This window comes from Pseudomonas salomonii (genome assembly GCF_900107155.1).
GTDB classification, from domain to species: Bacteria; Pseudomonadota; Gammaproteobacteria; order Pseudomonadales; family Pseudomonadaceae; genus Aquipseudomonas; species Aquipseudomonas salomonii.
In genome coordinates, this window is sequence record NZ_FNOX01000020.1 from 2,492 (window position 1) to 27,967 (window position 25,476).

Consider the following 25,476-nt stretch of genomic DNA (forward strand, 5'->3'; position numbering starts at 1 on the left):
TCAGTTCCCCGCTACGGCTGGGGTGGCATCGCCGATCACGACTTTGTCGCCCTCGGCCAGGCCTTCCAGGATCTGCACCTTGACGTTGTTATTGATGCCGGTCTTCACATCCCGCGACAGCGCCTTGCCCTTGGCGTCCAGCACCCGCAGCGGGTAAGTACCGTCGTTGTTGCGCGCGCCGAGCGCCGCCACCGGCACCATCAACGCCGCCTGGGCGGTGTCGAGCACGATGCGCACCTGGGCGGTCATGGCGATGCGCAGACGATGGTCCGGGTTCGGCACGTCGAACAGCGCGTTGTAAAACACCGCGGTGTTCTGCTTGGGCGTGCCGGCAGTCTGGGTTTCGAGGAAGTTCTGCGGCGCCGGCTCCGTGCCGCGCAGCTTGGCGTAGTAGCGCTTGTCGGCTTCACCCAGAATGGTGAAATACACCTGCTGGCCAGGGCTGATATGAATCACATCGGCCTCCGACACCTGGGCCTTGACGGTCATGGTGTCCAGGTCCGCCAGCTTGAGCAGTACCGGCGCCAACTGGTTGGCGATCACGGTCTGGCCTTCCTGGGTGACGATGCCGACCACATCGCCGTCGATGGGCGCGACGATGCGCGTATACGCCAGGTTGACCTTGGCGGTGTCGATCTGGATATGCGCGCTTTTGATCTGCGCATCCAGGGACAGCAGGTTGGCCTGTTGCACCTGGAACGTGGACTCGGCATCTTCAAAATCCTGACGCGATACCGACTCATCCACCTGCAAGTCCTTGTAGCGCTCATACACCGACTTGGCCTGCCTGAGCTGCGCCGCCGTGGCGCGGCGCTGGGCCTGCAGGTTTTCCTCATCCACCTGGGCCTTGCGCAAGGTGTTCTGCAGGATCAGCGGATCGATCTCCGCCAACCACTGGCCCTTCTTCACCTTGTCGCCGACCTTGACCTTGAGCGACTTCAACTGCCCCGACACCTGCGCGCCGACATCGACCTGCTTGATGCCTTCGAGCAAACCGGTGGCCAACACCGCATTCTCGATATCACCGCGCTCAGCCGTGGCAGTGAGGTACTGCGGCGCGTCGGCGGGTGCCTGCACCGTATAGATAATCAGACCTGCTGCAACCGCCAACGCCAAGAACACCGCTGTTTTGCGAAACTTCACGACACCACCTCCCCAACCACCACCCCTTCCAGCCACCACCGCGCCAACCCCAAAACATTCGGTGCCTTAAGCAACGTAAAGTGATTCCCCGCGCCATACCAAACCTGCAACCCGTTCCCCTGGCGCCGCCACCCTTCCACCATCAACCCCTGCTCACGCTGATTACCTGCCGCATCCAACGCCGGATCCTGCGCCAGCACCAACCGCACCACCCCGTTGAACCGCTGCACCGGCCGATACACCGTGCGCAACGCCGCCGCATAAGTCCGCGCCGGCCCCGCCATCGCATCCACACTGGCACGCCCCGGCAACAACCCCACGCTCACCATCCCCGCGTGCAGCCACTGCTGCTGCGCCACCTCATCGCGCCCGGCAAAATCCAGCCGGTCAATGCCCAGCGACTTGCCCGCCGACAACTGCATGGCCTCGATCAAGCGCAACAGCGCTGCGGTGGTCGAATACGGCTTGCCCGGACCACCCGGCGATTCACTGTCGATCACCGTCAACGACGCCACCTCCCGGCCCATCGCCTGCAAGCGCAGCGCCATCTCCAGCGCGACCCAGCCACCAAATGAATGCCCGACCAGATGCACCGGCCCGCGCGGGCACTCTTGCGCCAGCGCCGCCAGGTAACACTGCGCCGCCGCTTCCACCTGGCTATGGGGCACCGCCTCGCCATCCAGCCCGCGCGGCTGCAAGCCGAACAGCGGCCAGTCCCGCCCGAGTGCCTCGCTCAACCCGACAAACCCGGTAACACTGTCCCCCGCTCCCGGCACGCAGAACACCGGCGCATGGCCCGCACGCCCACTCTGAATGCGCAACACCGGTTGATGCAGCGCTTGCGTCACCGGCGCACTCAAGGCCAGGGCCTCAGCCATCGCCGCGCCCAAGCCTTGAATATGCGGTGCCTGCATCATGCTCTGGTGATCGCCCGGCACCTCGACCCGGCGCAATTGCCCGGGCGCCAAGGTGTCTTCCCAACCCAGCGATTCACTGCGCCGCGACAGCTCGGACGGCCGTTCGCGGGCACTGAACAGATGCACCGGCACCGGCAGCGGGAACAGGCTGTAGTGCGCCAGCGCATGCCCGTGGCCGACTTCCCGCTCGATAAAGCTCAAGAGGTCCGCGTCCGTAGCCGCTGCCATTTGCGCGTATAGCAGACCTTGATCGCGACAGCGTTGCAGCAGACCCGCAAAGTCCAGCTGTCCAATGCCCGCCTCAAGCTGTTCAAGGTTCGCCAGTTCATCCACACCTCCCTGTGCTTTCCAATACGCCGTGCACTGCAACAGCAAATGCCGTTTAAGGGCATCCGGCCCACTCCAGCGCGCCTTGCCCTGATCGGTCATGCGCGGCACATAGCTGTCGATCAAACCGAGGAACGCCACCGGCTCATCCAGCCCCAGCAGTTGCATCGCCACTTCATAGGCCAACACGCCGCCAAACGACCAGCCCGCCACGCGGTAAGGCCCGTGCGGCTGAACCTGGCGGATCAGGCCGACCATGCGCGCCGCCAAGCCTTCCATGGTGTTCAGGTGCGCCTCGCCCAGTGCCGCGCCCGGCAGACCGTAGATCGGATAGTCACCGGGCAAGTGCTGGCCCAACGCCGGGAAATACACGTCCATGCCGCTGAACTCGTGCACCAGGAACAACGGCGGCTGCGCGCCGCTGCTGCGCACGGTGATCAGCGAGGTGTCGCGCACCGGCTCGCCGGTACGCTGACGCAGCATCGCCGCCACCGAGGCCACGCTGACGTGCTGGAACAGCTCGGCCAGCGACACCTGCAACCCCGCCGCCTCCATCAGGTTGACCAGTCGAATCGCCAGCAACGAGTGGCCGCCCAGTTCAAAAAAACTGTCATGTCGACCCACTTGCTCAAGTTTCAACACCTCGGCCCACAGGCCGGCGAGCGACTGCTCCAAAGCATCGGCCGGCGCCTCGAAGTCGCGGCTGAGCAAGGCCTCCAACGCCGGAACCGGCAAGGCTTTGCGATCGATCTTGCCATTGGCCGTCAGCGGCAACTGCACCAGCGGCACATAGGCCGACGGCAGCATGTAGTCCGGCAATTGGCCGTGAAGGTGCGCACGCACACTGTCGATCTCCACAGGCTCGCCAGCCCAGGTGAAATACGCCACCAGGCGCTTGTCGCCCGGCACGTCTTCACGGGCCAGCACCACCACGTCCTGGATCGCGGCGAAGGTCGCCAGGCGTGCTTCGATCTCGCCCAATTCAATACGGAAACCGCGGATCTTCACTTGGTCGTCGTTACGCCCGATGCACTCCAGCAAGCCGTCCGCCGTCCAGCGGCCTAGGTCGCCGGTACGGTACATCAAGGCGCCCGGGGTGAACGGGTCGTCGACAAACGTCTCGGCCGTCAGCTCCGGGCGGTTCAAATAGCCCTTGGCTACGCCGTCACCGCCGATGCAGATTTCACCCGTGACGCCCACGGGCAGTGGCTGCAAATACGCATCCAGCACGTGGATTTGCGTGTTGGAAATCGGTCGGCCGACCGGCACGCTGTCAGCATCGGCGGCGACCGCACGCACTTCGTAAGTGGTGGCGTAAGTGGTGGTTTCGGTCGGCCCGTAGCAATGCACCAGGCGCAAGCCCGGCGCCTGCGCCAGCAGGCTGCGGAACGCCGCCGGGTCGGCACGCTCGCCGCCGCAGAGCAAAATGCGCAAGCCGGCCAGAGCCTCGGGGATCATCTGCACGTACTGGTTGAACAACGCGGTGGTCACGAACAGCACCGTGGCACCGTGCAGCGCACGGCCGAATGCAACCGGGTCGAGCAAGGTGCAATGGTCGACCACCTGCACCTGGCCGCCGTTGAGCAGCGCGCCCCACACGTCCATGGTGCTGGCGTCGAACGCCGGGTTGGAGGCAAACGCCACACGGTCGGCGGCGTTGAAGTCGGCGTAACCGTTGTTGAGCACCAGCCGCGTGATGCCGCGATGGGGCACCAATACGCCCTTGGGCGTCCCCGTGGAGCCGGAGGTGTACATGATGTACGCCACGCTGTCCGACGACTGCGACAGGTCTGGGTTGTGGCTCGGCTGCGGGTCCATGACCAACGTATCCAGGTCCAGGCGCCGCGCCGGGTGCTCCAGCGCCGCGTCGCTGCGGGTCAACAGCCAGCTCGCGCCGCTGTCCTGCAACATGAAGCTCTGGCGTTCGGCGGGTGCGTTGATGTCCAGCGGCACATAGGCCGCCGCGCACTTGAGGATCGCCAGTTGGCTGACCAGCAGGTCCAGGCAACGCGGCAGCAGGATTGCGACGTTATCGGCCGGGCGCACGCCCAGGCTCATCAGGTGATGGGCCAGGCAGTTGGCGCGGGTGTTGAGTTCGCCGTAGCTCAGCACCGCATCACCGTGCAACGCCGCTATCGCGTCAGGCCGTGCCTGGGCCTGGGCTTCAAACAAGCGCTGCACCGTATGCTCGCGGGGGAAGGTGCGCGCCGTGGCATTGAAATCCGCCAGCTGTTGGCGCTCGGCTGTCGGCAGGATCGGCAGACAACTGATGGCCGTCTCGCTGTGCTGCTCCAGCGCTTCAACCACCTGTTCCAGTGCGATAGTCAGGTAATCACACAACCGCCGGGCGCCCTGCCCCATGGCGGTGAGGCCGAAACCCTCGCCAAGGTCATCGACACTCACCGACACCCCGTAATTGGTCTGTTCCTCGGCACCGAGCAGCGCAATCCCCTGCCATGCCTCGGCCACGCCACCCGTGTGCGGCGCGCTGTGACGGTAGTTGAACAGCACGTTGAACAACGGCGTCCCTACTGGCACGCCGCTGCAGCGCTGGGCCAACGCGAGCGGTGCATGTTCATGGCTGAGCAATTGGCTCAGGCGCGCATGGGTGGTGCGCAGTGCGGCGCGTACCGAGTGTTCGCCCAGGTCGACGCGCAGCGGCAAGGTGTTGATAAACACACCCATGGCCCGCTCGGCGCCTTCGCCGCCTTGCAGGCGCCCGAGCATTACAGTGCCGAACACCACCTGTTCGCGGCCACTGATCTTGCCCAGCACCTGCGCCCAGGCCAGGTGCATCAGGCTGGCAGCACTCACACCTGCCTGACGGGCCTGGGTACGCAGGCGCCGGCTCAACTGAGGGTCGATTGCCAACTGAGCCTTTTGATCGACACCCAGGTTTTCAAACTCGGTGGGCTCGTCGATCTCACTGAGCATTTCGCGCAAGAACGTTTCGTGATCGTCAACGCCCAGGCGGGTCTGGGCCACATAGTTGCGATACGGCACGGCCGCGTCCAGGGTGTGCTGGGTACCGAGCAGAAACGCCTGCATTTCATGCTGCAGGATGTCCAGCGCGATATGGTCCATCACCAAATGATGGAACAGCAACGTGGCCACCACGCGCTGCGGTTCCTCGGTATAGATCAAACGCATCAACGGCGCTTGCGAAAGGTTCAGGCGCTGTGGCACAGCACCGGTTTCAACGCTTAGCGAGGCCTCACGCCACACCACCTGCACCGGTTCTTCCAGGCCCTCCCAATGGAAGGAGGAACGCAGGATGTCATGCCGCTGGATCACCGCCTGCAAGGCCTGGGCAAAGGCGTCCAGGCGCAGACGGTTGTCGAAGGCAAATTGCGCGCGCAACAGGTAGGCATCGCCGTCAAGCACAGCGCGATGGTGATACAGGATGCCGGCCTGCAACGGCGCCAGCGGGTAGATATCCTGCACATTCGCCGCACCGCCGGGAATGCACGCGACGATGCGGTCGACGGCGGCCTGGTCCAACGCGATCAAGGGCAGCATAGCCGGGCGGATGTGGGTGCAGCCTTCGACAATGCCATTGGCCGGCACCGCCACTTCGTGCCCACCGCCCAGCGCCGCCGCCAACGCCGAGAGCGTCGGCTGGCCGAACAGCACCTTCACATCCGCCGACAAGCCCAGACGGCGCATGCGCCCCATCAAACTGACGGCCAGCAGCGAATGCCCGCCCAGTTCGAAGAAGTTGTCGTGACGGCCCACGCGCTCAACACTGAGCAGTTCGGCCCACAGGCTGGCCAAGGCGATTTCGGTATCGCCCTGGGGCGCCTCATACGCTCGTACCGCCACCGAGTCCAGGCCCGGCGCCGGCAGCGCCTTGCGGTCGAGCTTGCCGTTGGGGCTGAGCGGCAACGCCTGCAGATGCACGAAAATCGCCGGCACCATAAACTCCGGCAGATGCCGCAGCAGGTGGCCGCGCAGCGCGTCGATGTCGCTCGGCGTGCCGGTGTAGTACGCCACCAGCCGCTCTTCACGGGCGACCACGGCGGCTTCGTTGACCTGCGGATGCTCAAGCAGCCGCGCCTGGATTTCACCCAGTTCGATGCGCAAACCACGGATCTTCACCTGGTCATCATTGCGCCCCAGGTACTCGATATTGCCGTCCGGCAAGTAACGCCCGACATCACCGGTGCGGTACATGCGCCCCGGCATGAAAGGGTCGTCAAGGAAACGCTCGGTAGTCAATTCCGGCCGGTTCAGATAGCCGCGCGCCACTTGTACACCCGCAATAAACAACTCGCCCACCACACCCAGCGGCACCGGCTGCAATTGGCTGTCGAGCAGGTACATGCGCGTGTTGGCGATGGGTTTGCCGATCGGCGTGTTGTCCGGGGTCTCCGGGCCTGCACAGTTCCAGGCCGTGACGTCGACGGCCGCTTCGGTCGGCCCGTACAGGTTATGCAACTCGCTGCCCGGCAGTTGCTGCTTGAAGCGCCGCACCAGGCTGCCCGGCAAGGCTTCGCCGCTGCACATCACCCGCACCAGCCCGGCCGCCTGGCGGACATCGCCATGGGCGAGGAACACATCGAGCATCGACGGCACAAAGTGCAAGGTGGTGATCTGTTCGGCCTCGATCACTTCGCACAGGTATTCGGGCTCTTTGTGCCCGCCTGGGCGCGCCATCACCAGACGCGCGCCGGTAAACAACGGCCAAAAGAATTCCCACACGGAGACGTCAAAGCTGAATGGGGTTTTCTGCAGCACCGAATCCTGCGCGTTAAGGCCGTATGCGTCCTGCATCCACAGCAGGCGGTTGACCACCCCGGCGTGGTCGTTGATCACACCTTTGGGCAGGCCGGTGGAGCCGGAGGTGTAGATCACATAGGCGCTCACGCCCTGTACCTGAGGGTTGCCTGCGGGCAGGTGCTGCCAGCTTGGCTGGTCCAGATCGACCACCGCCACCTCGCCCAGCAAGCCCAGGGTCGCACCTTGGGCCAGCACCACCCGCGGCGCACTGTCTTGCAGCATGTAGGCCAGGCGCTCCTGCGGATAGGCCGGGTCCAGCGGCACATACGCAGCGCCGGCCTTGAGGATCGCATACAGGCCAATGACCATTGAAAGGCCGCGCTCCACGCAGATAGCCACCCGCGCACCCGGCTGTACGCCCAGCGCCAGCAAGTGATGGGCCAACTGGTTAGCCTGCGCATTGAGTTCGGCGTAGGTCAGTTGCTGCTCGCCCGCCTTCACTGCAATCGCGTTCGGCGTGCGCGTCACCTGCGTTTCAAACATCCCGTGCAGGGTCTGGTCGAGGTTGTAGGCCACTGCGGTGGCGTTGAAGTCGACCAGCAGGTGCTGACGCTCACGCTCATCCACCAACGACGCATGTTCCAGCACCGCCTGGTCGTTATCGACCATGGCCTGCAAGGTGCGGGTGAAATAGCCGGCGTAACGCTGCACGGTCGACTCATCAAACAGCGCCACGGCAAATTCCAGTGCGCCGAGAATGCTGCCCTGCACTTCCCCCAGGTTCAGCGACAGGTCGAACTTGGCAAAGTGGCTATTCTCGACAATGCCTTCCAGGGCCAGGTCGCCCAAGGCCAGGGTCGGCGCGCTGCTGTCCTGCCAGCTCAGCAAGGTCTGGAACACTGGACTGTGGGCCAGGCTGCGCACCGGCCGGGTGATTTCCACCACCTGTTCGAACGGCAAGTCCTGATGCGCCTGGGCTGCCAGCGTCAGCGCCTTGACCCGTGCCAGCAAGGCCTCGGTGCTCAGCTCGCCCGAGGTGTCGATGCGCACCGCCAGGGTGTTGACGAACAGGCCGATCAGCCCTTCCACCTCGCTGCGGGTACGGTTGGCCACCGGCGTGCCGATTACCAGCTCCTGTTGCCCGGACAGCCGTGCCAGCAGTGAGGCCCAGGCCGTCATCAAAGTCATGTACAGCGTGGTGCCATGGCGTTGGCTCAAGGCCTTGAGCCCGGCGGTCAAGCGTTCGTCCAGGCGCACTTCGACGCTGCTGCCGGCGTAGTCCTGCTGCACAGGCCGTGGGCGGTCGGTGGGCAGCGTGAGCAAGGCCGGCGCACCGGCCAGTGCCTGTTGCCAATAGGCGCTTTGGCGCTGCAACACTTCGCCGCTCAGCCACAAGCGCTGCCACACGGCGAAGTCGCCGTACTGAATCGGCAGGCTTGGCAACGGGTCAGGCATGCCGTGGCTGAAGGCTTGGTACAGCGCCATCAGCTCGCGGGTGAGCACGCCCATCGACCAGCCATCGGAAACGATATGGTGCAGGGTCAACAGCAACACATGGTGATCGTCGGCCATCACCACCAGGCGCCCGCGCAGCAAGGGGCCGCGCTCCAGGTCGAACGGCGCCGAGGCCTCGCCATGAATCAAGGCATCCAGCGCCTGCTGCGGTTGCCGGTGGCGGCGCAAATCCTGCACTTGCAGGGGCAGCATCTCTTCGGCCGGTACGATGAGAACCTTGGCTTGGTCGCCCTGTTGGGCAAAGCGGCTGCGCAGGGTTTCGTGGCGCGCGACGATACGCGCCAGCGCGCGCTGCAGCGCCTCGACATGCAATTGGCCACGTAAACGCAGGCCGATGGGAATGTTGTAGGCGGTGTTGGCGCCTTCCATCAGTGCCAGGAACCACAGGCGCTGCTGGGCGAACGACAGCGGTACATCTTCATCACGATTGGCCGGCAGGATATCCGGCAAGGTGCTGCGCGCCGACTTCGCCAGCACTTCAGCGACCGCCGCCAGCTCTGCATTGGCAAACAAGTCGCCCAGCACCAGCTCCACCCCCAGGCGTTGGCGCACTTGCGACACCATGCGCATCGCCAGCAACGAGTGCCCGCCCAGTTCGAAGAAATGGTCGTGGCGCCCGACACGCTGCACCTGCAGCACATCGGCCCAGATCTGCGCGAGCGCGCTTTCGATCTCGCCCTCGGGCGCTGCGTAGTCGCGGGTAAACACGGCAGCCATGTCCGGCGCCGGCAAGGCCTTGCGGTCAAGCTTGCCGTTGGCGGTGAGTGGCAACGCCTCGAGCTTCACATAGGCCACCGGAACCATGTAGTCCGGCAGATGCGCGACCAGGTGGGCACGGATATCACCCACAGCCAGCGGGTCGAGTTGCGGGTTCTGGGTGAAATAAGCGACCAACCGGTCCTCGCGCACCAGCACCACCGCTTCCTGAATTTCGGGCAATTGGCCGAGTCGGGTTTCAATCTCGCCCAGCTCGATGCGCACGCCACGGATTTTTACCTGATCATCGTTGCGCCCCAAGTACTCGATATTGCCATCCGGCAACCAGCGCGCCAGGTCGCCGGTGCGGTACATGCGCCCGGGGTTGAACGGGTCTTGCAGGAAGCGCTCGGCGGTCAGTTCCGGGCGGTTGAGGTAACCACGCGCCACACCCTTGCCGCCCACGTACAGCTCACCGGCCACACCCAAAGGCACCGGCCGTTGTTGTTCATCGAGCAGGTACACCGTGGCATTGGCCACCGGTTTGCCGATATGCAACGCCTGGCCTGCCTCGACCTTGCCGGAAGTAGCCACCACCGTGGCTTCGGTGGGGCCATAGTTGTTGATCAGTTCAAACCGCTGGGCCCGCGCAAACTGGCGCAGGCGGTCACCGCCGATGAGCAGGGTGCGCAATGTAGGGTGTTCGATTTGCTGGCTGAACGCATACTCAGCCACCGGCGTGGGCAAAAAGCACACGTCCAGCGGCTGCGCGCTCCACCAGCTCAGCAGCGCATCGATATCTTCGGCGCCGTCCGTGGCGGGCGGCAAGTGCAGGGTCGCGCCGACACACAGCGCCGGCCAGACTTCCCAGGCCATCGCATCAAAACCAAAGCCGGCGACACTGGCGGTGTGGCGCCCGGCGCACAGGTCAAAGGCACGGCAATGCCAGTCCACCAGGTTGGCCAGCGTGCGGTGCTCCACCATCACCCCTTTGGGCAGGCCGGTGGAGCCGGAGGTGTAGATTACATAGGCGAGGTTCGAAGGGCTGACGGCGGCTTTCGGATTGCTGGCTGAATGGTGCTGCCAGGTGTAGCGGTCCAGCTGAATCACCGGCGCGTCCAGCGCAGGCAAGCGCTCAAGCAATGCCTGTTGGGTCAGCACCGCCACCGGGGCGCTGTCGCTCAGCAGGTAGCTCAGGCGCTCGGCCGGGTGCGATGGGTCCACCGGCACGTAGCAGGCACCGGCCTTGAGGATGGCCAGCAACCCGGCCAGGGTGTCCAGGCCACGCCGCGCGATGATGGCTACGCGGTCGTCGGGTTTGACCCCCAGCGCCAACAGGTGATGGGCCAGCAGATTGGCTTGCTGGTTGAGTTCGGCGTAGGTCAGTTGGCGGCCTTGCTGCACGGCGGCGATCGCGTCCGGCGTGAGCGCGGCCTGGGCTTCGACGCGGCCGTGCAAGGTGCTGCCGTGAGCGAAATCGACCTGGGTGGCGTTGAACTGCTCAAGCAGCAACTGCCGCTCGGCGGCGGGCACCACCGACAGCTGATTGAGCGCGGTGTGCGGTGCCTGCTCCAGCGCCGTCACCAGGTTTTCCAGGGCGGTTTGCAGGTAGCCGCACACACGCTGCGGGTCGACCCGCTGGCTGGCCAGCAGGCTCAGGCCAAAGCCGTCACCCAGGTCATCCACACTCAGGGTCAGCGGGTAGTTGGTGCGCTCTTCGGCGCTGAGCGCGGCGATACCGTGCCAGGCCGACACGGCTTCGGCGCTCGCGGCCGGGGCGCTGTGGCGATAGTTGAGCAAGGCACTGAACAGCGGCGTCGGCGCCACTACCCCGCTGCAGCGTTGGGCCAGGGCCAGCGGCGCGTGTTCATGGCGCAATAAGGTGGTGAGCCGCGCGTGGGTGGCCTTGACCCCGGCGCGCACGTCCTTGGCGTCTACGTCGACGCGAAACGGCAAGGTGTTGATGAAAATGCCCAGCGCCCGATCCGTGGCATGGCTGCCTTGCATGCGCCCCATCAATACGGTGCCGAACACCACCTGCTCTTTACCGGCCAGCACCGCCAACACCTGCGCCCAGCCCATATGGAACAGGCTGGCGGCACTCACCCCCAATTGCCGGGCTTGCGCGCGCAACCGCTGGCTGAGTGCTGCGGGCAAAGGCAGGCTGACTTCGCTGATGCCACGGGCATCGCCCTGCACGTCCTGCAAGCCGTATGGCAAGGTCGGCTCGCTGATGTCGCCGAGCATCTGGCGGAAGAAACTTTCGTGCTCCGGCTCGCTGATGCCCAGGCGTGCCTGCGCCACATAGTTGCGAAACGGCACGGCCTGGCCAAGCGCCGCGCCCTGGCCCAGCAGGCACGCCTGCATTTCATGGCACACCACTTCGAGGGCGCTGTGGTCGAGGGCCATATGGTGGAACAGCAAGGTGGCGACAATGCGCTGGTTCAGCGGGTCGTCGGCCCGCACCAGGCGCAGCAGCGGCGCTTGGGTCACGTCGAGACGATAATGGCGAGCGTCGAACAGCCCGTGCAGTTGGGCGGCGATATCGCCGTCGGCCGGGTTCAATTGCAGCGCCTGCACCGGCAGGCGTGCCTGGCGCCACACCACTTGCGAGGGTTGCTGCAAACCGTCCCAGACAACCCCGGTGCGCAGGATATCGTGGCGGTCCATCACGCTTTGCAACGCCTGGGCAAAAGCCTCGAAACGCTCCAGGCTGTCGAACGCAAACTGCGACTGCATCACATAGGGGTCGCCCTGCTCGGCGCTGACGTGGTGGAACAGAATGCCTTCCTGCAACGGCGCCAGCGGGTAAATGTCCTGGATATTCGCCACACCGCCGTCGACCGTGGCCACGATGCGCTCGATCTCGTCCTGGCTCAACGTCGACAGGGTCAGCATGGCCGGGGTGATGTGCTCGGCCCCCGTCGGGATACCATTGGCCGGCACCTGCACTTCACCGGCCTTGGAGGCCGAATATTCACCGGCCTTGATCAGTTCGATCAAAGCCGCTTTGTGCTCACGCAACGCCGCCAGGATCAAAGGGTCGCTCAGCGCTTGTTTGTTGCCTTGCACCGACAACTGCTCGCCCTTGAGCGCCAGTTGCACGTCCTTGGTTTTCAGTGTGGTCAATAACTCAAAAATGCTCACAGGACGATCTCCATTCGTTCGGTAATGGCGGCGTAGCCGGCCAGGCTCGGCTGTTCGAACAGCGCCCGCACATCGGCTTCCAGGCCTTCCTGGCGCAGGCGTCCGATCAAGCTCACAGCCAGCAGCGAGTGCCCGCCCAGTTCAAAGAAGTTGTCATGGCGCCCAACGCGCTCAACGTTGAGCAACTCGGCCCACAGCGCTGCCATGAGGATTTCGGTGTCGCCTTCGGGGGCCGCGTATTCGCGCACACTCAGTGCGTCCATGCCCGGCACCGGCAGTGCCTTGCGGTCGAGCTTGCCGTTGGGGCTCAGTGGCAATGCCTCCAGGTGCACAAACACCGCGGGCACCATAAAGTCCGGCAAGTGCTGCAACAGGTGGGTGCGCAGCCTGTCGATGTCAGTGTGTGTTCCGGTGTAGTACGCCACCAGGCGCTCTTCACGGGCGACCACGGCGGCTTCGTTGACCTGCGGATGCTCCAGCAAGCGCGCCTGGATTTCGCCCAGTTCGATGCGCAAACCACGGATCTTCACCTGGTCATCGTTGCGGCCCAGGTACTCGATATTGCCGTCGGGCAGGTAACGGCCGACGTCGCCGGTGCGGTACATGCGCCCGTCGGTAAACGGGTCCTTGAGGAAGCGCTCGGCGCTCAGTTCCGGGCGGTTCAGATACCCGCGCGCCACTTGCACGCCGCCGATAAACAATTCACCCACCACCCCCAATGGCACCGGCTGCAGCTGGGCGTCCAGCACGTACAGGCGTGTATTGGCAATCGGCTTGCCGATCGGCGTGTTGTCCGGCACGTCGGGCCGTGCGCAGTTCCACGCGGTGACGTCGACCGCCGCTTCCGTCGGGCCGTACAAGTTGTACAGGCCAACCCCCGGCAGTTGCGCTTTGAAGCGCCGCACCAGGCTGCCCGGCAAGGCTTCGCCGCTGCACATCACCCGCGCCAGCCCTATGGCCTGGCTGACATCGCCATGGGCCAGGAACACATCGAGCATCGACGGCACAAAGTGCAAGGTGGTGATCCGCTCGGCCTCGATCACCTCGCACAGGTACGCCGGCTCTTTGTGCCCGCCGGGGCGCGCCATCACCAACCGTGCGCCGGTGAACAGCGGCCAGAAGAATTCCCACACCGACACGTCGAAGCTGAACGGGGTTTTCTGCAGCACCGCGTCATGGGCCTTGAGGCCATAGGCGTCCTGCATCCACAGCAAGCGGTTAACCACGCCGGCGTGTTCGTTGATCACACCTTTGGGCTGGCCGGTGGAGCCGGAGGTGTAAATCACGTAGGCCTGGTGCCGGGCGGTCAGGCCCGGCACCTGCAGGTTGCTCGCGCTCTGCTGTTGCCAGGTGACGCGATCCAGGTCCAGCACCGGCACGTCGCCCAATAACTGGCGGGTCGCGCCTTGCGCCAACACCACCACCGGCGCGCTGTCTTGCAGCATGTAAGCGATGCGCTCGAGTGGATACGCCGGGTCCAGCGGCACATAACCGCCGCCGGCCTTGAGGATCGCAAACAGGCCGACCACCATGTCCAGCCCACGCTCCACGCAGATACCCACGCGCGAATCCGGCCGCACGCCGAGTTCGCGCAAATGATGGGCCAGGCGGTTGGCGCGTTCGTTGAGTGCCCGGTAGGTCAACTGCTGGTCACCGGCCTTGACCGCCACCGCATGCGGCGTGCGCTCAACCTGGGCTTCGAACAAACCGTGCAGGGTCTGGTCGAGGTTGTAATCGACCTCGGTGGCGTTGAACGCTACCAGCAGTTTTTGGCGTTCCTCGGCGCCCAGAACCGGCAGGCGATTGAGCGCCTGGTGCGGCGCCTGTTCCAAGGCGTGAACCAGCCCGGCCAAGGCGTTCTGCAGGTAACCACACACCCGTTGCGCGTCAACCTGCGCCAGGGCGGTGATATCGTAACCATCGCCCAAGTCATCCACGTTCAGGGTCAACGGGTAGTTGGTGCGGCCATCGTTGGCCAGCGTCTGCATGCCTTCCCAGGCGTGTTGCGCTTGGGCAGAGCGCGTGGCGGCGCCGCGATGGCGATAGTTGAGCATCGAGCTGAACAACGGCGCCGGGGCCGCCACGCCACTGCAACGCTGGGCCAGGGCCAGGGACGCGTGTTCATGGCCGAGCAACGCCGTGAGCCGCGTGTGGGTGGCACGCACGGCATCGCGTGCGCCTTGCGCGTCGATCTCCAGGCGCAGCGGCAAGGTATTGATAAACACCCCGAGCGCGCGATCAGCGCCCTCGCCGCCTTGCAGACGCCCAACCAGCACGGTGCCGAACACCACGCTGTGGCGCCCTGAAGTGGCCGCCAGCACTTGGCCCCAGGCCAGGTGGAACAGGCTTGCCGTGCTCACGCCGAGCAAACGTGCCTGGGCCCGCAGGCGGCGGTTGAGGTCGCTGTCCAGGTGCAGGCTGAACGCCTCAATCGCGCTGCCGTCGCCGCGCACATCCTGCAAGCCGAACGGCAAGGTCGGCTCATCCACATCGGCGAGCATCTCGCGGAAGAACGCCTCATGTTCCTGCTCACTGACGCCCAATCGCGCCTGGGCCACGTAGTTGCGATACGGCATCGGCGCCACCGTCGGGGCGGCGTGCCCCAACAAGTGCCCCTGCATCTCACGCAGCACCACGTCGAACGCGGTGTGGTCCAGCGCAATATGGTGATAGAGCAACACCACCACCACGCGCCGGTTGGCCGGGTCCTTGGCGTACTTGAGGCAGATCAGCGGCGCCTGGCTGATGTCCAGGCGATAACGCCGCGCATCAAAACGCTCGTGCAGGCCGGCGAGCACATCACCCTGCAACTGCAGCTCTTCAAGCGGCAATTGAGCCTGACGCCACACCACTTGCAGCGGTTGCGCCAGGCCTTCCCAGACCACGCCGGTGCGCAGGATGTCATGGCGGTTGATCACCTGTTGCAGCGCCTGGGCAAAGGCTTGCAGGCGCTCGAGGCTGTCGAAGGCCAGGTGCGATTGCAGCAGGTACGGGTCGCCCTGTGCGGCGGTGAGGTAGTGGTAAAGAATGCCCTCCTGCAACGGCGCCAGCGGGTAGATATCCTGCACGTTGGCGGCACCGCCGGGGATGCGGCTGACGACTTGATCGAGGGTCGACTGGTCGATATCCACCAAGGGCAGCATGTCAGCGGTGATACGCACGCAATCCGCTGCAATCCGGTTGGCCGGCACCTGCACTTCACGGCCACTGCCCACGGCAGCCGCCAGCGCGGCCAGGGTTGGCTGGCTGAACAACACACGGACATCCGCGCTGAGGTCCGCTTGACGCATGCGTTCGATCAGACTCACGGCCAGCAATGAATGGCCGCCGAGTTCGAAGAAGTGGTCATGACGGCCGACCTGTTCGACCTGCAACACCTCGGCCCAGATCCGCGCCAGGGTGGTTTCCACTGCGCCCTGGGGCGCTTCGTAGTCGCGGGAGAGCAATGCCGTCTGATCAGGTTCCGGCAAGGCCTTGCGATCCAGTTTGCCGTTGGCGGTCAGGGGCAACGCGTCGAGCCTCACGTAAGCGGCGGGCACCAGCGCATCGGGCAGTTGCGCCTGCAATTGTGCGCGCAGGGTCTCGATCGCCAGCGGCTGGTGTTCAGTGAACCAGGCAATCAGGCGCCCTTCGCGCACCAGCACCACGGCCGCACCAACGCCTTCCACTGCCGCCAGACGGCTTTCGATTTCGCCCAGCTCCACGCGCACGCCACGCACTTTGACCTGATCATCATTACGGCCCAGGTACTCGATATTACCGTCGGGCAACCAACGCGCCAGGTCGCCGGTGCGGTACATGCGCCCAGGGTTGAACGGGTCTTGCAGGAAGCGTTCGGCGGTCAGGTCCGCACGGTTCAGGTAACCGCGTGCCACGCCGCTGCCGCCCACGTACAGCTCACCGGCCACGCCCACCGGTACCGGGCGCAGCTGTGCATCGAGCAAGTAGGTGCTGGCGTTCGCCACCGGCCGGCCGATATGCAGCGCCTGCCCGGCACGGACACGGCCGGAGGTGGCAACCACCGTGGCCTCGGTCGGCCCGTAGTTGTTGATCAGCGCAAAACGCCGCTCCTGGCTGAACTGGCGCAGACGGTCGCCGCCGATCAGCAGGATGCGCAACGTCGGGTGTTGCAGGTGCCGGCTGAAGGCGTATTCGGCCACTGGCGTGGGCAGAAAGCTGACGTCCAGCGGCTGCGCCAGCCACCAGGCGAGCAGTTCGTCGATGTTTTCACTGCCCACCGTGGCAGGTGGCAAGTGCAGGGTCGCACCGGCACACAGCGCCGGCCAGACTTCCCAGGCCATGGCATCAAAGCCAAAACCGGCGACACTGCTGGTATGGCTGCGCGCGTCCAGGCCGAAGGCTTCGCAGTGCCAGTGCACCAGGTTTTCCACGTTGCGGTGTTCCACCATCACGCCTTTGGGCTGGCCGGTGGAGCCGGAGGTGTAGATGACGTAGGCCAGGTGCGCCGGGGTCAGCGCTGCGAGCTGGGGATTGCTGACGGCGTGGTGCTGCCAGCTTTCGCCCAGCAGGTCCACTGTGGCGGACGTGCCCAGCAACGCTTGAGTGCCGGACTCGGCCAGCACGGCCACCGGCGCACTGTCCTGCAACAGATAAGCAATGCGCTCGGCAGGGTAAGCCGGGTCGACTGGCACATAACCGGCGCCGGCCTTGAGAATGCCCAGCAGCCCGATCAGCATCTGCGGGCCACGTCGGCAACAGATCGCCACGCGGTCGTCCGGCTGTACGCCGAGCGCGAGCAAGTGATGGGCCAGTTGGTTGGCGCGCTGATTAAGCTGCTGATAGGTCAGCGACAGCGCGCCCTGCTGCAGCGCAATCGCATGGGGCTGGCGCTCGACCTGGGCTTCAAAGGCACCGTGCAGGGTGTGCCCGGTGGGGAAATCCGCAGCCGTTGCGTTGAACTCGCGCAGCAGGGTGTCGCGTTCGGCCGACGGCAGTATCGGCAGGCGGTTGAGCGCGGTATCGGCGGCGTTTTCCAGGGCCTCGACCAGTTGCTCCACGGCGTTATGCATATAGCCGCACAGGCGCTGGGCGCCGATCTGCGGCAGCGCCAGCACGCTGAGGCCAAAGCCTGCGCCAAAATCATCCACGCTCAAGGTCAGCGGGTAGTTGCTGCGCTCTTCACCGCCCAGCAGTTGCACGCCTTCCCAGATACCGTGGCCATCGCGGGCCATTGCGTCGGGGCGGCTGTGGCGGAAATTGAGCAAGGCACTGAACAGCGGCACGCTGGCCGGCACGCCGCTGCAACGCTGGGCCAGCGCCAGGGACGCGTGTTCGTGCCCCAGCAAGGCGCTCAAGCGTGAATGGGTGGCCTTGACCGCCACGGCGGCACCCGCCGCGACATTCACCCGCAGCGGCAAGGTGTTGATAAACATGCCCAGCGCCCGGTCGGCGCCCTCACCCGCTTGCATACGGCCCATCAATACAGTGCCGAACACCACGTCATCGCGCCCGGACACCAGCCCCAGCACCTGCGCCCAGGCCAGGTGCATCAGGCTCGCCGCACTCACGCCCAACAACCGCGCCTGCTCACGCACGCGCACGGCCAGCGTCGCGTCCAGGTGCTGCTCGGCCTCTTCGATATCGCGGCCATCGCCCTGCACGTCCTGCACGCCGAACGGCAAGGTCGGCTCGTCCACATCGGCGAGCATGGCGCTGAAGAACTGCTCATGCTCGGCCACGCTCACGCCCAGGCGTGCCTGGGCCACATAGTTGCGAAACGGCGCCGCCACGGGCAGCGCATCCGCCTGGTTGAACAGGAACGCGCGCATCTCCTGGCCCACCACGTCCATGGCTGTGTGGTCCAGCGCCAAATGGTGAAACAGCAGGATTGCCGCGACCCGGTTATTCGCCGGGTCCTGGGCGTAAACCATGCGCAGCAGCGGCGCCTGGGTAATATCCAGGCGGTAATGACGGGCATCGAAGCGTGCATGCAACTGCTCGATGATGCCGCCCTCGGCCGGGTCCAGGATCACCTCCTGCACACTCAGTTGCGCGTCGCGCCAGACCACTTGCACCGGGCTGTCCAAGCCCTCCCAGACCACGCCGGTGCGCAGGATGTCATGCCGCGCCACTACCTGCTGCAGTGCACCCATAAAACCGTGCAAACGCGCCAGGCTGTCGAACGCCATGCGCGATTGCAGCAAATACGGGTCGCCCTGTTCGGCGCTGATATGGTGATAGAGAATGCCTTCCTGCAACGGCGCCAGCGGGTAGATATCCTGCACATTGGCCGCACCGCCGGGCACATGGGCGACGATGCGCTCGATCGCCGTTTGGTCAAGCTGCACCAGGGTCAGCATCGACGGCGTGATCTGCGTGCAGTCCGGCGCAATGCCATTGGCCGGCACCACAATTTCACGCCCGCTGCCGACTGCCGCCGCGAGTGCCGCAAGGCTCGGCTGGCTGAACAGCACACGTACATCCGCGCTCAGGCCGACCTGGCGCATGCGTTCGATCAGGCTGACCGCCAGCAACGAATGCCCGCCCAACTCGAAGAAATGATCATGGCGCCCGACGCGTTCGAGCTTGAGCACGTCCTGCCAGATCTGCGCCAGCAGGGTTTCCACTTCACCTTCCGGGGCCTCGTAGCCACGGCTGAGCAGCGCGCTTGGGTCAGGCACCGGCAGGCCTTTGCGGTCCAGCTTGCCATTGGCGGTCAGCGGCAACAGCTCCAGCCACACATAGGCCGACGGCACCATGTAATCCGGCAACTGGCCTTGCAGATGGGCGCGCAGGGCTTCGAGGGGCAAGGGTGCCGGGGCGGTGTAGTACGCCACCAGACGCTTGTCGCCGGGCTCGTCTTCGCGGGCCAGTACCACTGCGTCGCGCACGCCCGGGAAGGCCGCCAGGCAGGTTTCGATTTCGCCGGGCTCGATGCGGAAACCACGGATCTTCACCTGCAAGTCATTGCGCCCCTGGTACAGCAAGGTACCGTCGGCCTGCCAACTGGCGAGGTCGCCGGTGCGGTACAACAGGCCGTCGCCGAACGGGTTGGGAATGAATTTTTCGGCCGTCAGTTGCGGCTGGTTCAAGTAACCCTTGGCCACGCCTGCACCGCCGATGTACAGCTCGCCGACCACACCCAGCGGCAGCGGCTGCTGGCGCGCATCCAGCACATACGCCTGGGCATTCGCAATGGGCCGGCCGATCGGCACGGCGCCCGCGCCCGGTGTGGTGATTTCAAAGGTGGTCGAGAAGGTGGTGGCTTCGGTCGGCCCGTAGCCGTTCAACAGGTGTTGCGGCTTGCCGTGCTTGAGCACCCGGCCGATCACCAGCGGGTCGAGCACGTCGCCGCCGACGATCAGGTAGCGCAACTGGCGCAGCACCGGCAGCAAGGCGTCGGCGTATTGATGAAACAAGCCCGCAGTCATCCACAACACGCTGACGGCCTGTGCCTGCAACAGTTCGGCAAATGCGGCCTGGGACAGCAGCACCGCGTGCTCGACCACCACCACGCAACCGCCATTGAGCAACGGCGCCCACACGTCGAGGGTACTGGCGTCGAACGCCGGGTTGGAGGCGAAGGCCACGCGGTCGCGCTCGTTGAAGTCGGCATACCCGTTGTTGAGCACCAGGCGCGAGACGGCGCGGTGCGGCACTTGCACACCTTTGGGCGCGCCGGTGGAGCCGGAGGTGTACATGATGTACGCCACCTCGTCCGAAGACTGCGCAAGCTCCGGGTTGCGCGGCGACAGGCTGTCCAGGTTGAGGTCGGCCAGGGTATGGAGCACATGCCGCGCACCGCTGTCCTGCACCATAAAGGCCTGGCGTTCGAGCGGCGCGTTGATGTCCAGCGGCACATACACCGCCGCACACTTGAGGATCGCCAGTTGGCTCACCAGTAGATCCAGGGAGCGCGGCAGCGCAATCGCTACGCTGTCACCCGGTTGCACGCCCTGGTTGATCAGGTGATGGGCCAGGCGGTTGGCGCGGCGGTTGAGGTCGCGGTAGCTCAAGGACAACCCGCCATGCACCGCCGCCACCGCTTCGGGACGCGCCAGTGCCTGAGCTTCGAACAGCTGGTGCACCGTGAGCTGCGACGGGTATTGGCGGGCAGTGGCGTTGAACGCGACCAACAGTTGGTGGCGCTCGGCCGCCGGCAAAATCGACACCGCCTGCAACGCGGTGGTCGGCGCTTGTTGCAGCGCGGTCACCAGGTGGCTGAGGGCGGTGAGCATGTACTCGCCCACGCGCTGCGCATCCACGCTGGCCACGCCTTGTACGGTCAGCGCAAAGCCGGTGCCGAGGTCATCGACGTTGAGCACCAAGGGGTAGTTGCTGCGTTCCTGGGAACTGAGAATCTCGATGCCGTGCGCGGCAAACGGGCTGTCTCCCGGCGCCTCGTGCGCGGCGCTGTGACGATAGTTGAGCAAGGTACTGAACAGCGGCAACGAACCCGGCACACCGCTGCAACGCTGGGCCAGGGACAGCGACGCGTGCTCGTGCCCAAGCAACTGCGCCAGGCGCGCATGGGTGGCGCGCACGCCGGCCTGCACGCTGGTGGCGCCCAGGCTGACGCGCAGCGGCAAGGTGTTGATGAACATGCCCAGCGCCCGGTCAGCGCCCTCGCCGCCTTGCATGCGCCCCAGCAGTACGGTGCCGAACACCACCTCCTGCTGGCCGGAGACCTGGGCCAGCACCTGCGCCCAGGCCAGGTGCACCAGACTGGCGCTGCTGACGCCCAGTTGCCGCGCCTGTTCGCGCAAGCCGTGGCCGAGTGCCGGGGCCAGCGGCAAATGCGCCTCGACGATGCCGCTGCCGTCGCCATTCACATCCTGCAAACCGAACGCCAGCGTGGGTTCGTCGATATCGCCGAGCATGTCGCTGAAGAAGGCTTCGTGTTGCGCCTGGGTCACGCCCAAACGCGCCTGGGCCACGTAATTGCGGTATTGCACCGCCGGCGGCAGCTGCGCGCCGTGGCCGGCCAGGCTGGCGCTCATCTCCTCCACCAACACCTGCAGGGCGGTGTGGTCGAGCAGGATATGGTGCAGCAGCAGGATGCCGACCAAACCATCCTGTTGTTGCGCGTAACCGAAATGCATCAGCGACGCGCGGCTCAGGGCGAGGCGGAAATGGCGCGGGTCGAAGCGTTGCTGCAACTGTGCCAGCGCATTATCGGCCGGCACGTCGAGGCGCTCGACCTGCAGCTGCGCCTTGCGCAACACCACTTGCACCGGCTCATCCAGGCCTTCCCACAGGATACCGGTGCGCAGGATGTCGTTGCGCTCGATCACGCTGTGCAAGGCGTGGGTAAACGCGTCCACCGCGGTTTGGTCAGCAAACTTGAACTGCACCTGCAACACGTAGGGGTCGCCCTCGGTGGTTGCCAGGTGGTGATACAGAATGCCGGCCTGCAACGGCGCCAGGCCGTAGATGTCCTGCACGTTGGCGATGCCGCCGGGCACGTGCTTGAGGATATGGTCGATGGCGGCCTGGTCCAGCGTCACCAGCGGCAGCATCTCGGGGCTGATGTGTGCGCTGCTCGCCGTGATCACATTCGCCGGCACCTGCACTTCCTGCTGCCCGCCCACCGCCGCAGCGAGTGCGCGCAAGGTGGGTTGGCCGAACAGCACGCGCACGTCGCAACTCAACTCCACTTGGCGCATGCGTTCGATCAGCTTGACCGCCAGCAGCGAGTGGCCGCCGAGCTCGAAGAAGTTGTCGTCGCGCCCCACCTTGTCGAGCTTCAACAGCGATTGCCAGATACCGGCAATGGTGCTTTCCACAGCGCCTTGCGGGGCGGCGTAGTCTCGCCGCGCCAAGGCGTCGGCATCCGGCGCGGGCAAGGCTTTGCGGTCGAGCTTGCCGTTGGTGGTCAGCGGGAACTGGTCCAGCCGCACGAAGGCGCTGGGCACCATGTATTCGGCCAGGCTCAGCAGCAGATGGTCGCGCAGTTCGGCGGCACCCAGTTCGCGCTCGGCGATCACGTAGGCCACCAGGCGTTTGTCACCGGGTTCGTCTTCGCGGGCGATCACCACCGCGTCGCGCACGCCGTCGGCGCTGGCCAGAGTGGCTTCGATTTCGCCCAACTCAATACGGAAACCACGGATCTTCACCTGGTCATCGTTACGGCCCAGGTAGTCGACGCTGCCATCGGCCAGCAGGCGGCCGAGGTCGCCGGTTTTGTACATGCGCAGGCCGGTGGCCGGGTCGGCCAGGAAACGTTCGGCATTCAGCTCGTCACGGTTGAGATAACCACGCGCCACACCCGCGCCGCCGACATACAACTCGCCGACTACACCGATCGGCAGCGGCTCACGACGCGCATCCAGCACATACAGCTGCAGGTCGGGGATGCGCACGCCAATCGGGCTGACGCCGACCAACTGCGCATCCGCCGCCTCCAGGGCACGGTAGGTCACGTGCACGGTGGTTTCGGTGATGCCATACATGTTGACCAATTGGGTGCCGGCGTTGATGGCGCGGGCGTACCACGGCTTGAGCATGCCCGGCTCCAGGGCTTCACCGCCGAAAATCACCTGGCGCAGTGAATGCGCCTGGTCGCTCTGGGCCGCGATCAACTGGCGAAACGCACTGGGTGTCTGGTTGAGGATGCTCACGCCCGCGTCGCAGATCAGCGCGTAGCACTCATCCGGCGAGCGGCTGACCAGTTGCGGCACGATCAGCAACTGGCCGCCGTGCATCAGCGCGCCCCAGATTTCCCAGACCGAGAAGTCGAACGCGAAGGAATGGAACAGCGCCCACACATCGTTGGCGTTAAAGCCAAACCAATGCTCGGTGGCGGTGAACAGCCGCGCCACCTGGCGGTGTTCGATCATCACGCCCTTGGGCAGGCCGGTGGAGCCGGAGGTGTAGATCACATAGGCGAGGTGGGCCGGGCTGAGCGCAACGCGCGGGTTGACGATGGATTCTGCGCGCAGGTTGTTGAGGTCGATGCGGGTCAGATCGCCGACCAGATGCTGCGTGTCGGCTTGCACCAACACCGCCACTGGCGCGCTATCGGCCAGGGTATAGGCGATGCGCTCCAGCGGGTAAGCCGGGTCGATGGGCACATAACCGCCGCCGGCCTTGAGGATGCCGAGCAAGCCGATGATCATGTCCGGCCCGCGCTCCACACAGATGGCCACGCGATCATCGGGACGAATGCCCTGGGCCAGCAGGCGGTGGGCCACCTGGTTGGCGCGTTCGTTGAGTTGGCGGTAGGTGATGCGCCGGGTGTCGAAACGCAGGGCGATGGCATTGGGTTGTGCGGCGGCGTGGGCTTCGACTTGCGCGTGGATCAGGGCGGTGTCGCTGTAGTGCGCGGGGCTTTGATTGAGGCGGTGCAGCAGATGGTGACGCTCGGTGTCAGGCAGGATGTTCAGGCCGCAAAGCGGCATATCCGGTCGCTGCTCCAGGGCCTCGGCCAGGCTGTGCAGGGCCGTGTGCAGGTAGCCGGCGACGCGTTGCGCGCCGATGGACGCATCGACCATCACCGTCAGCGCAAAGTCTTCACCCAGGTCGTCGACGTTGACCGTCAGCGGGTAGTTGGTGCGCTCTTCGGCGCCCAATACCTGGATGCCTTCGGCCACCTCGATCACCGCAGCCATGTCGGTGGCGGCGCTGTGCCGGTAGTTGAGCATCGCACTGAACAGCGGCGTCGGCGCCGTCACACCGCTGCAACGCTGGGCCAGCGCCAGGGACGCGTGCTCGTGATTGAGCAAGGCGGTCAACCGCTCGTGGGTAGCCTTGACCCCGGCGCGCACGCCCTGCTCGCCCACGTCCACGCGCAACGGCAAGGTGTTGATAAACATACCCAGCGCGCGTTCACCGCCCTCGCCGGCGCCCATGCGGCCAAGCATCACGGTGCCGAACACCACGGCATCGCGCCCGGACACCACGCCCAGCACGCGCGCCAGCGCCAGGTGCATGATGCTTGCCACGCTGACGCCCAAGGGCCGTGCCAGGCTGCGCAGGCGGCGGCTCAGGCTGCTGTCGACGGGCACCCGCACTTCATCGATGCCGTGCCCGTCGCCTTGCACATCCTGCAGGCCGAAGGGCAAGGTCGGGGCATCGATATCCGCCAGCATGTCGCGAAAGAACGCCTCGTGCGCCTGTTCGCTGACGCCATGGCGCACCTGGGCGATGTAGCTGCGAAACGCCACTGGCTCGGCCGCCTGGGCTTGCTCACCGGCCAGGTAGCGTTGGATTTCATGGCGCACCACATCCAGCGCGGTGTGGTCGAGGATGGTGTGGTGGAACAGCAGCATCGCCACCACGCGCTGGTTGGCCGGGTCATTGGCGTAAACCAGGCGCAGCAACGGCGCCTGGCCGAGGTCCATGCGGTAGCTGCGGGCATCATAGCGGGCGAGCAGCTGCGCCAGGCGGTCGCCGTCGGCAAAGTGCGCCTCTTCGCAGGCCAGAGTCGCCGTGCGCCACACCACTTGCAGCGGTTCGTCCAGACGCTCCCAGGCCATGGACGTGCGCAGGATATCGTGGCGGTCGATCACCCATTGCAGCGCCTGGGCAAACGCCTCCAGGCGCGCACGGCTGTCGAACACGAATTGCGCATGCAGCACGTAGGGGTCGCCCTGCTGCGCCGAAAGATGGTGGTAAAGCATGCCTTCCTGCAGCGGCGCCAGCGGGTAGATATCCTGCACATTCGCCGCACCACCGGGGATGGTGGCGACGATACGGTCGATGGCCGGCTGATCGAGGGTGACCAGCGCCAGCATGTCCGGGGTAATGCGGTAGGCCGGGCTGAGCCAGTCACCGCCGTGTTCAGCCACAAAGGCAAGCAGGTGGGGTTTGTGCGCGATCAGTTGATCCCATAGCGCGTCATCCAGGGCTTGGTCATCGCCGAGAATAATCAGGTCGCCTTCTTCCAATTGAAGACGGACCGCATGGGTGGAAATCGCTGCCAATAATTCACTGAACTGCATGGGGGTAACCTGCCTGATAAGTCACGGTTGAGGAGAACGTCCGTATTCAGCTGCCGTTTGAAGCGGGTGTGCTGGCGCCGTAAAAAAATCGCGGGCGCAGCCGGGAGCCT

The 25,476-nt window shown here is 65.3% G+C and carries 3 protein-coding genes; all 3 read right to left on the minus strand.

From position 1 onward, the window contains the following. From macA to BLV67_RS30415, 3 genes are read right to left on the minus strand one after another with little or no spacing between them, the layout of a single operon-like run. Positions 1-1,143 carry a macrolide transporter subunit MacA gene (gene macA / locus BLV67_RS30405; RefSeq protein ID WP_074854572.1) on the minus strand — a complete coding sequence of 381 codons (1,143 nt, stop codon included), beginning with the start codon at positions 1,141-1,143 and terminating at the stop codon, positions 1-3. After that, positions 1,140-12,464, minus strand: coding sequence for a non-ribosomal peptide synthetase (locus BLV67_RS30410; protein ID WP_069785735.1), 11,325 nt, complete (start codon positions 12,462-12,464; stop codon positions 1,140-1,142). Before BLV67_RS30410 ends, macA begins: the two co-directional genes overlap by 4 nt. After that, positions 12,461-25,366, minus strand: a complete 12,906-nt coding sequence (locus tag BLV67_RS30415) for a non-ribosomal peptide synthetase (RefSeq protein WP_069785734.1) — start codon at positions 25,364-25,366, stop codon at positions 12,461-12,463. Before BLV67_RS30415 ends, BLV67_RS30410 begins: the two co-directional genes overlap by 4 nt. Positions 25,367-25,476: the final 110 nt, after the last annotated feature.

What these genes read in the sequence shown, in the direction of transcription:
- BLV67_RS30415 (WP_069785734.1), bottom strand. Translation starts at nt 25,366, where the DNA reads ATGCAGTTCAGTGAATTATTGGCAGCGATTTCCACCCATGCGGTCCGT.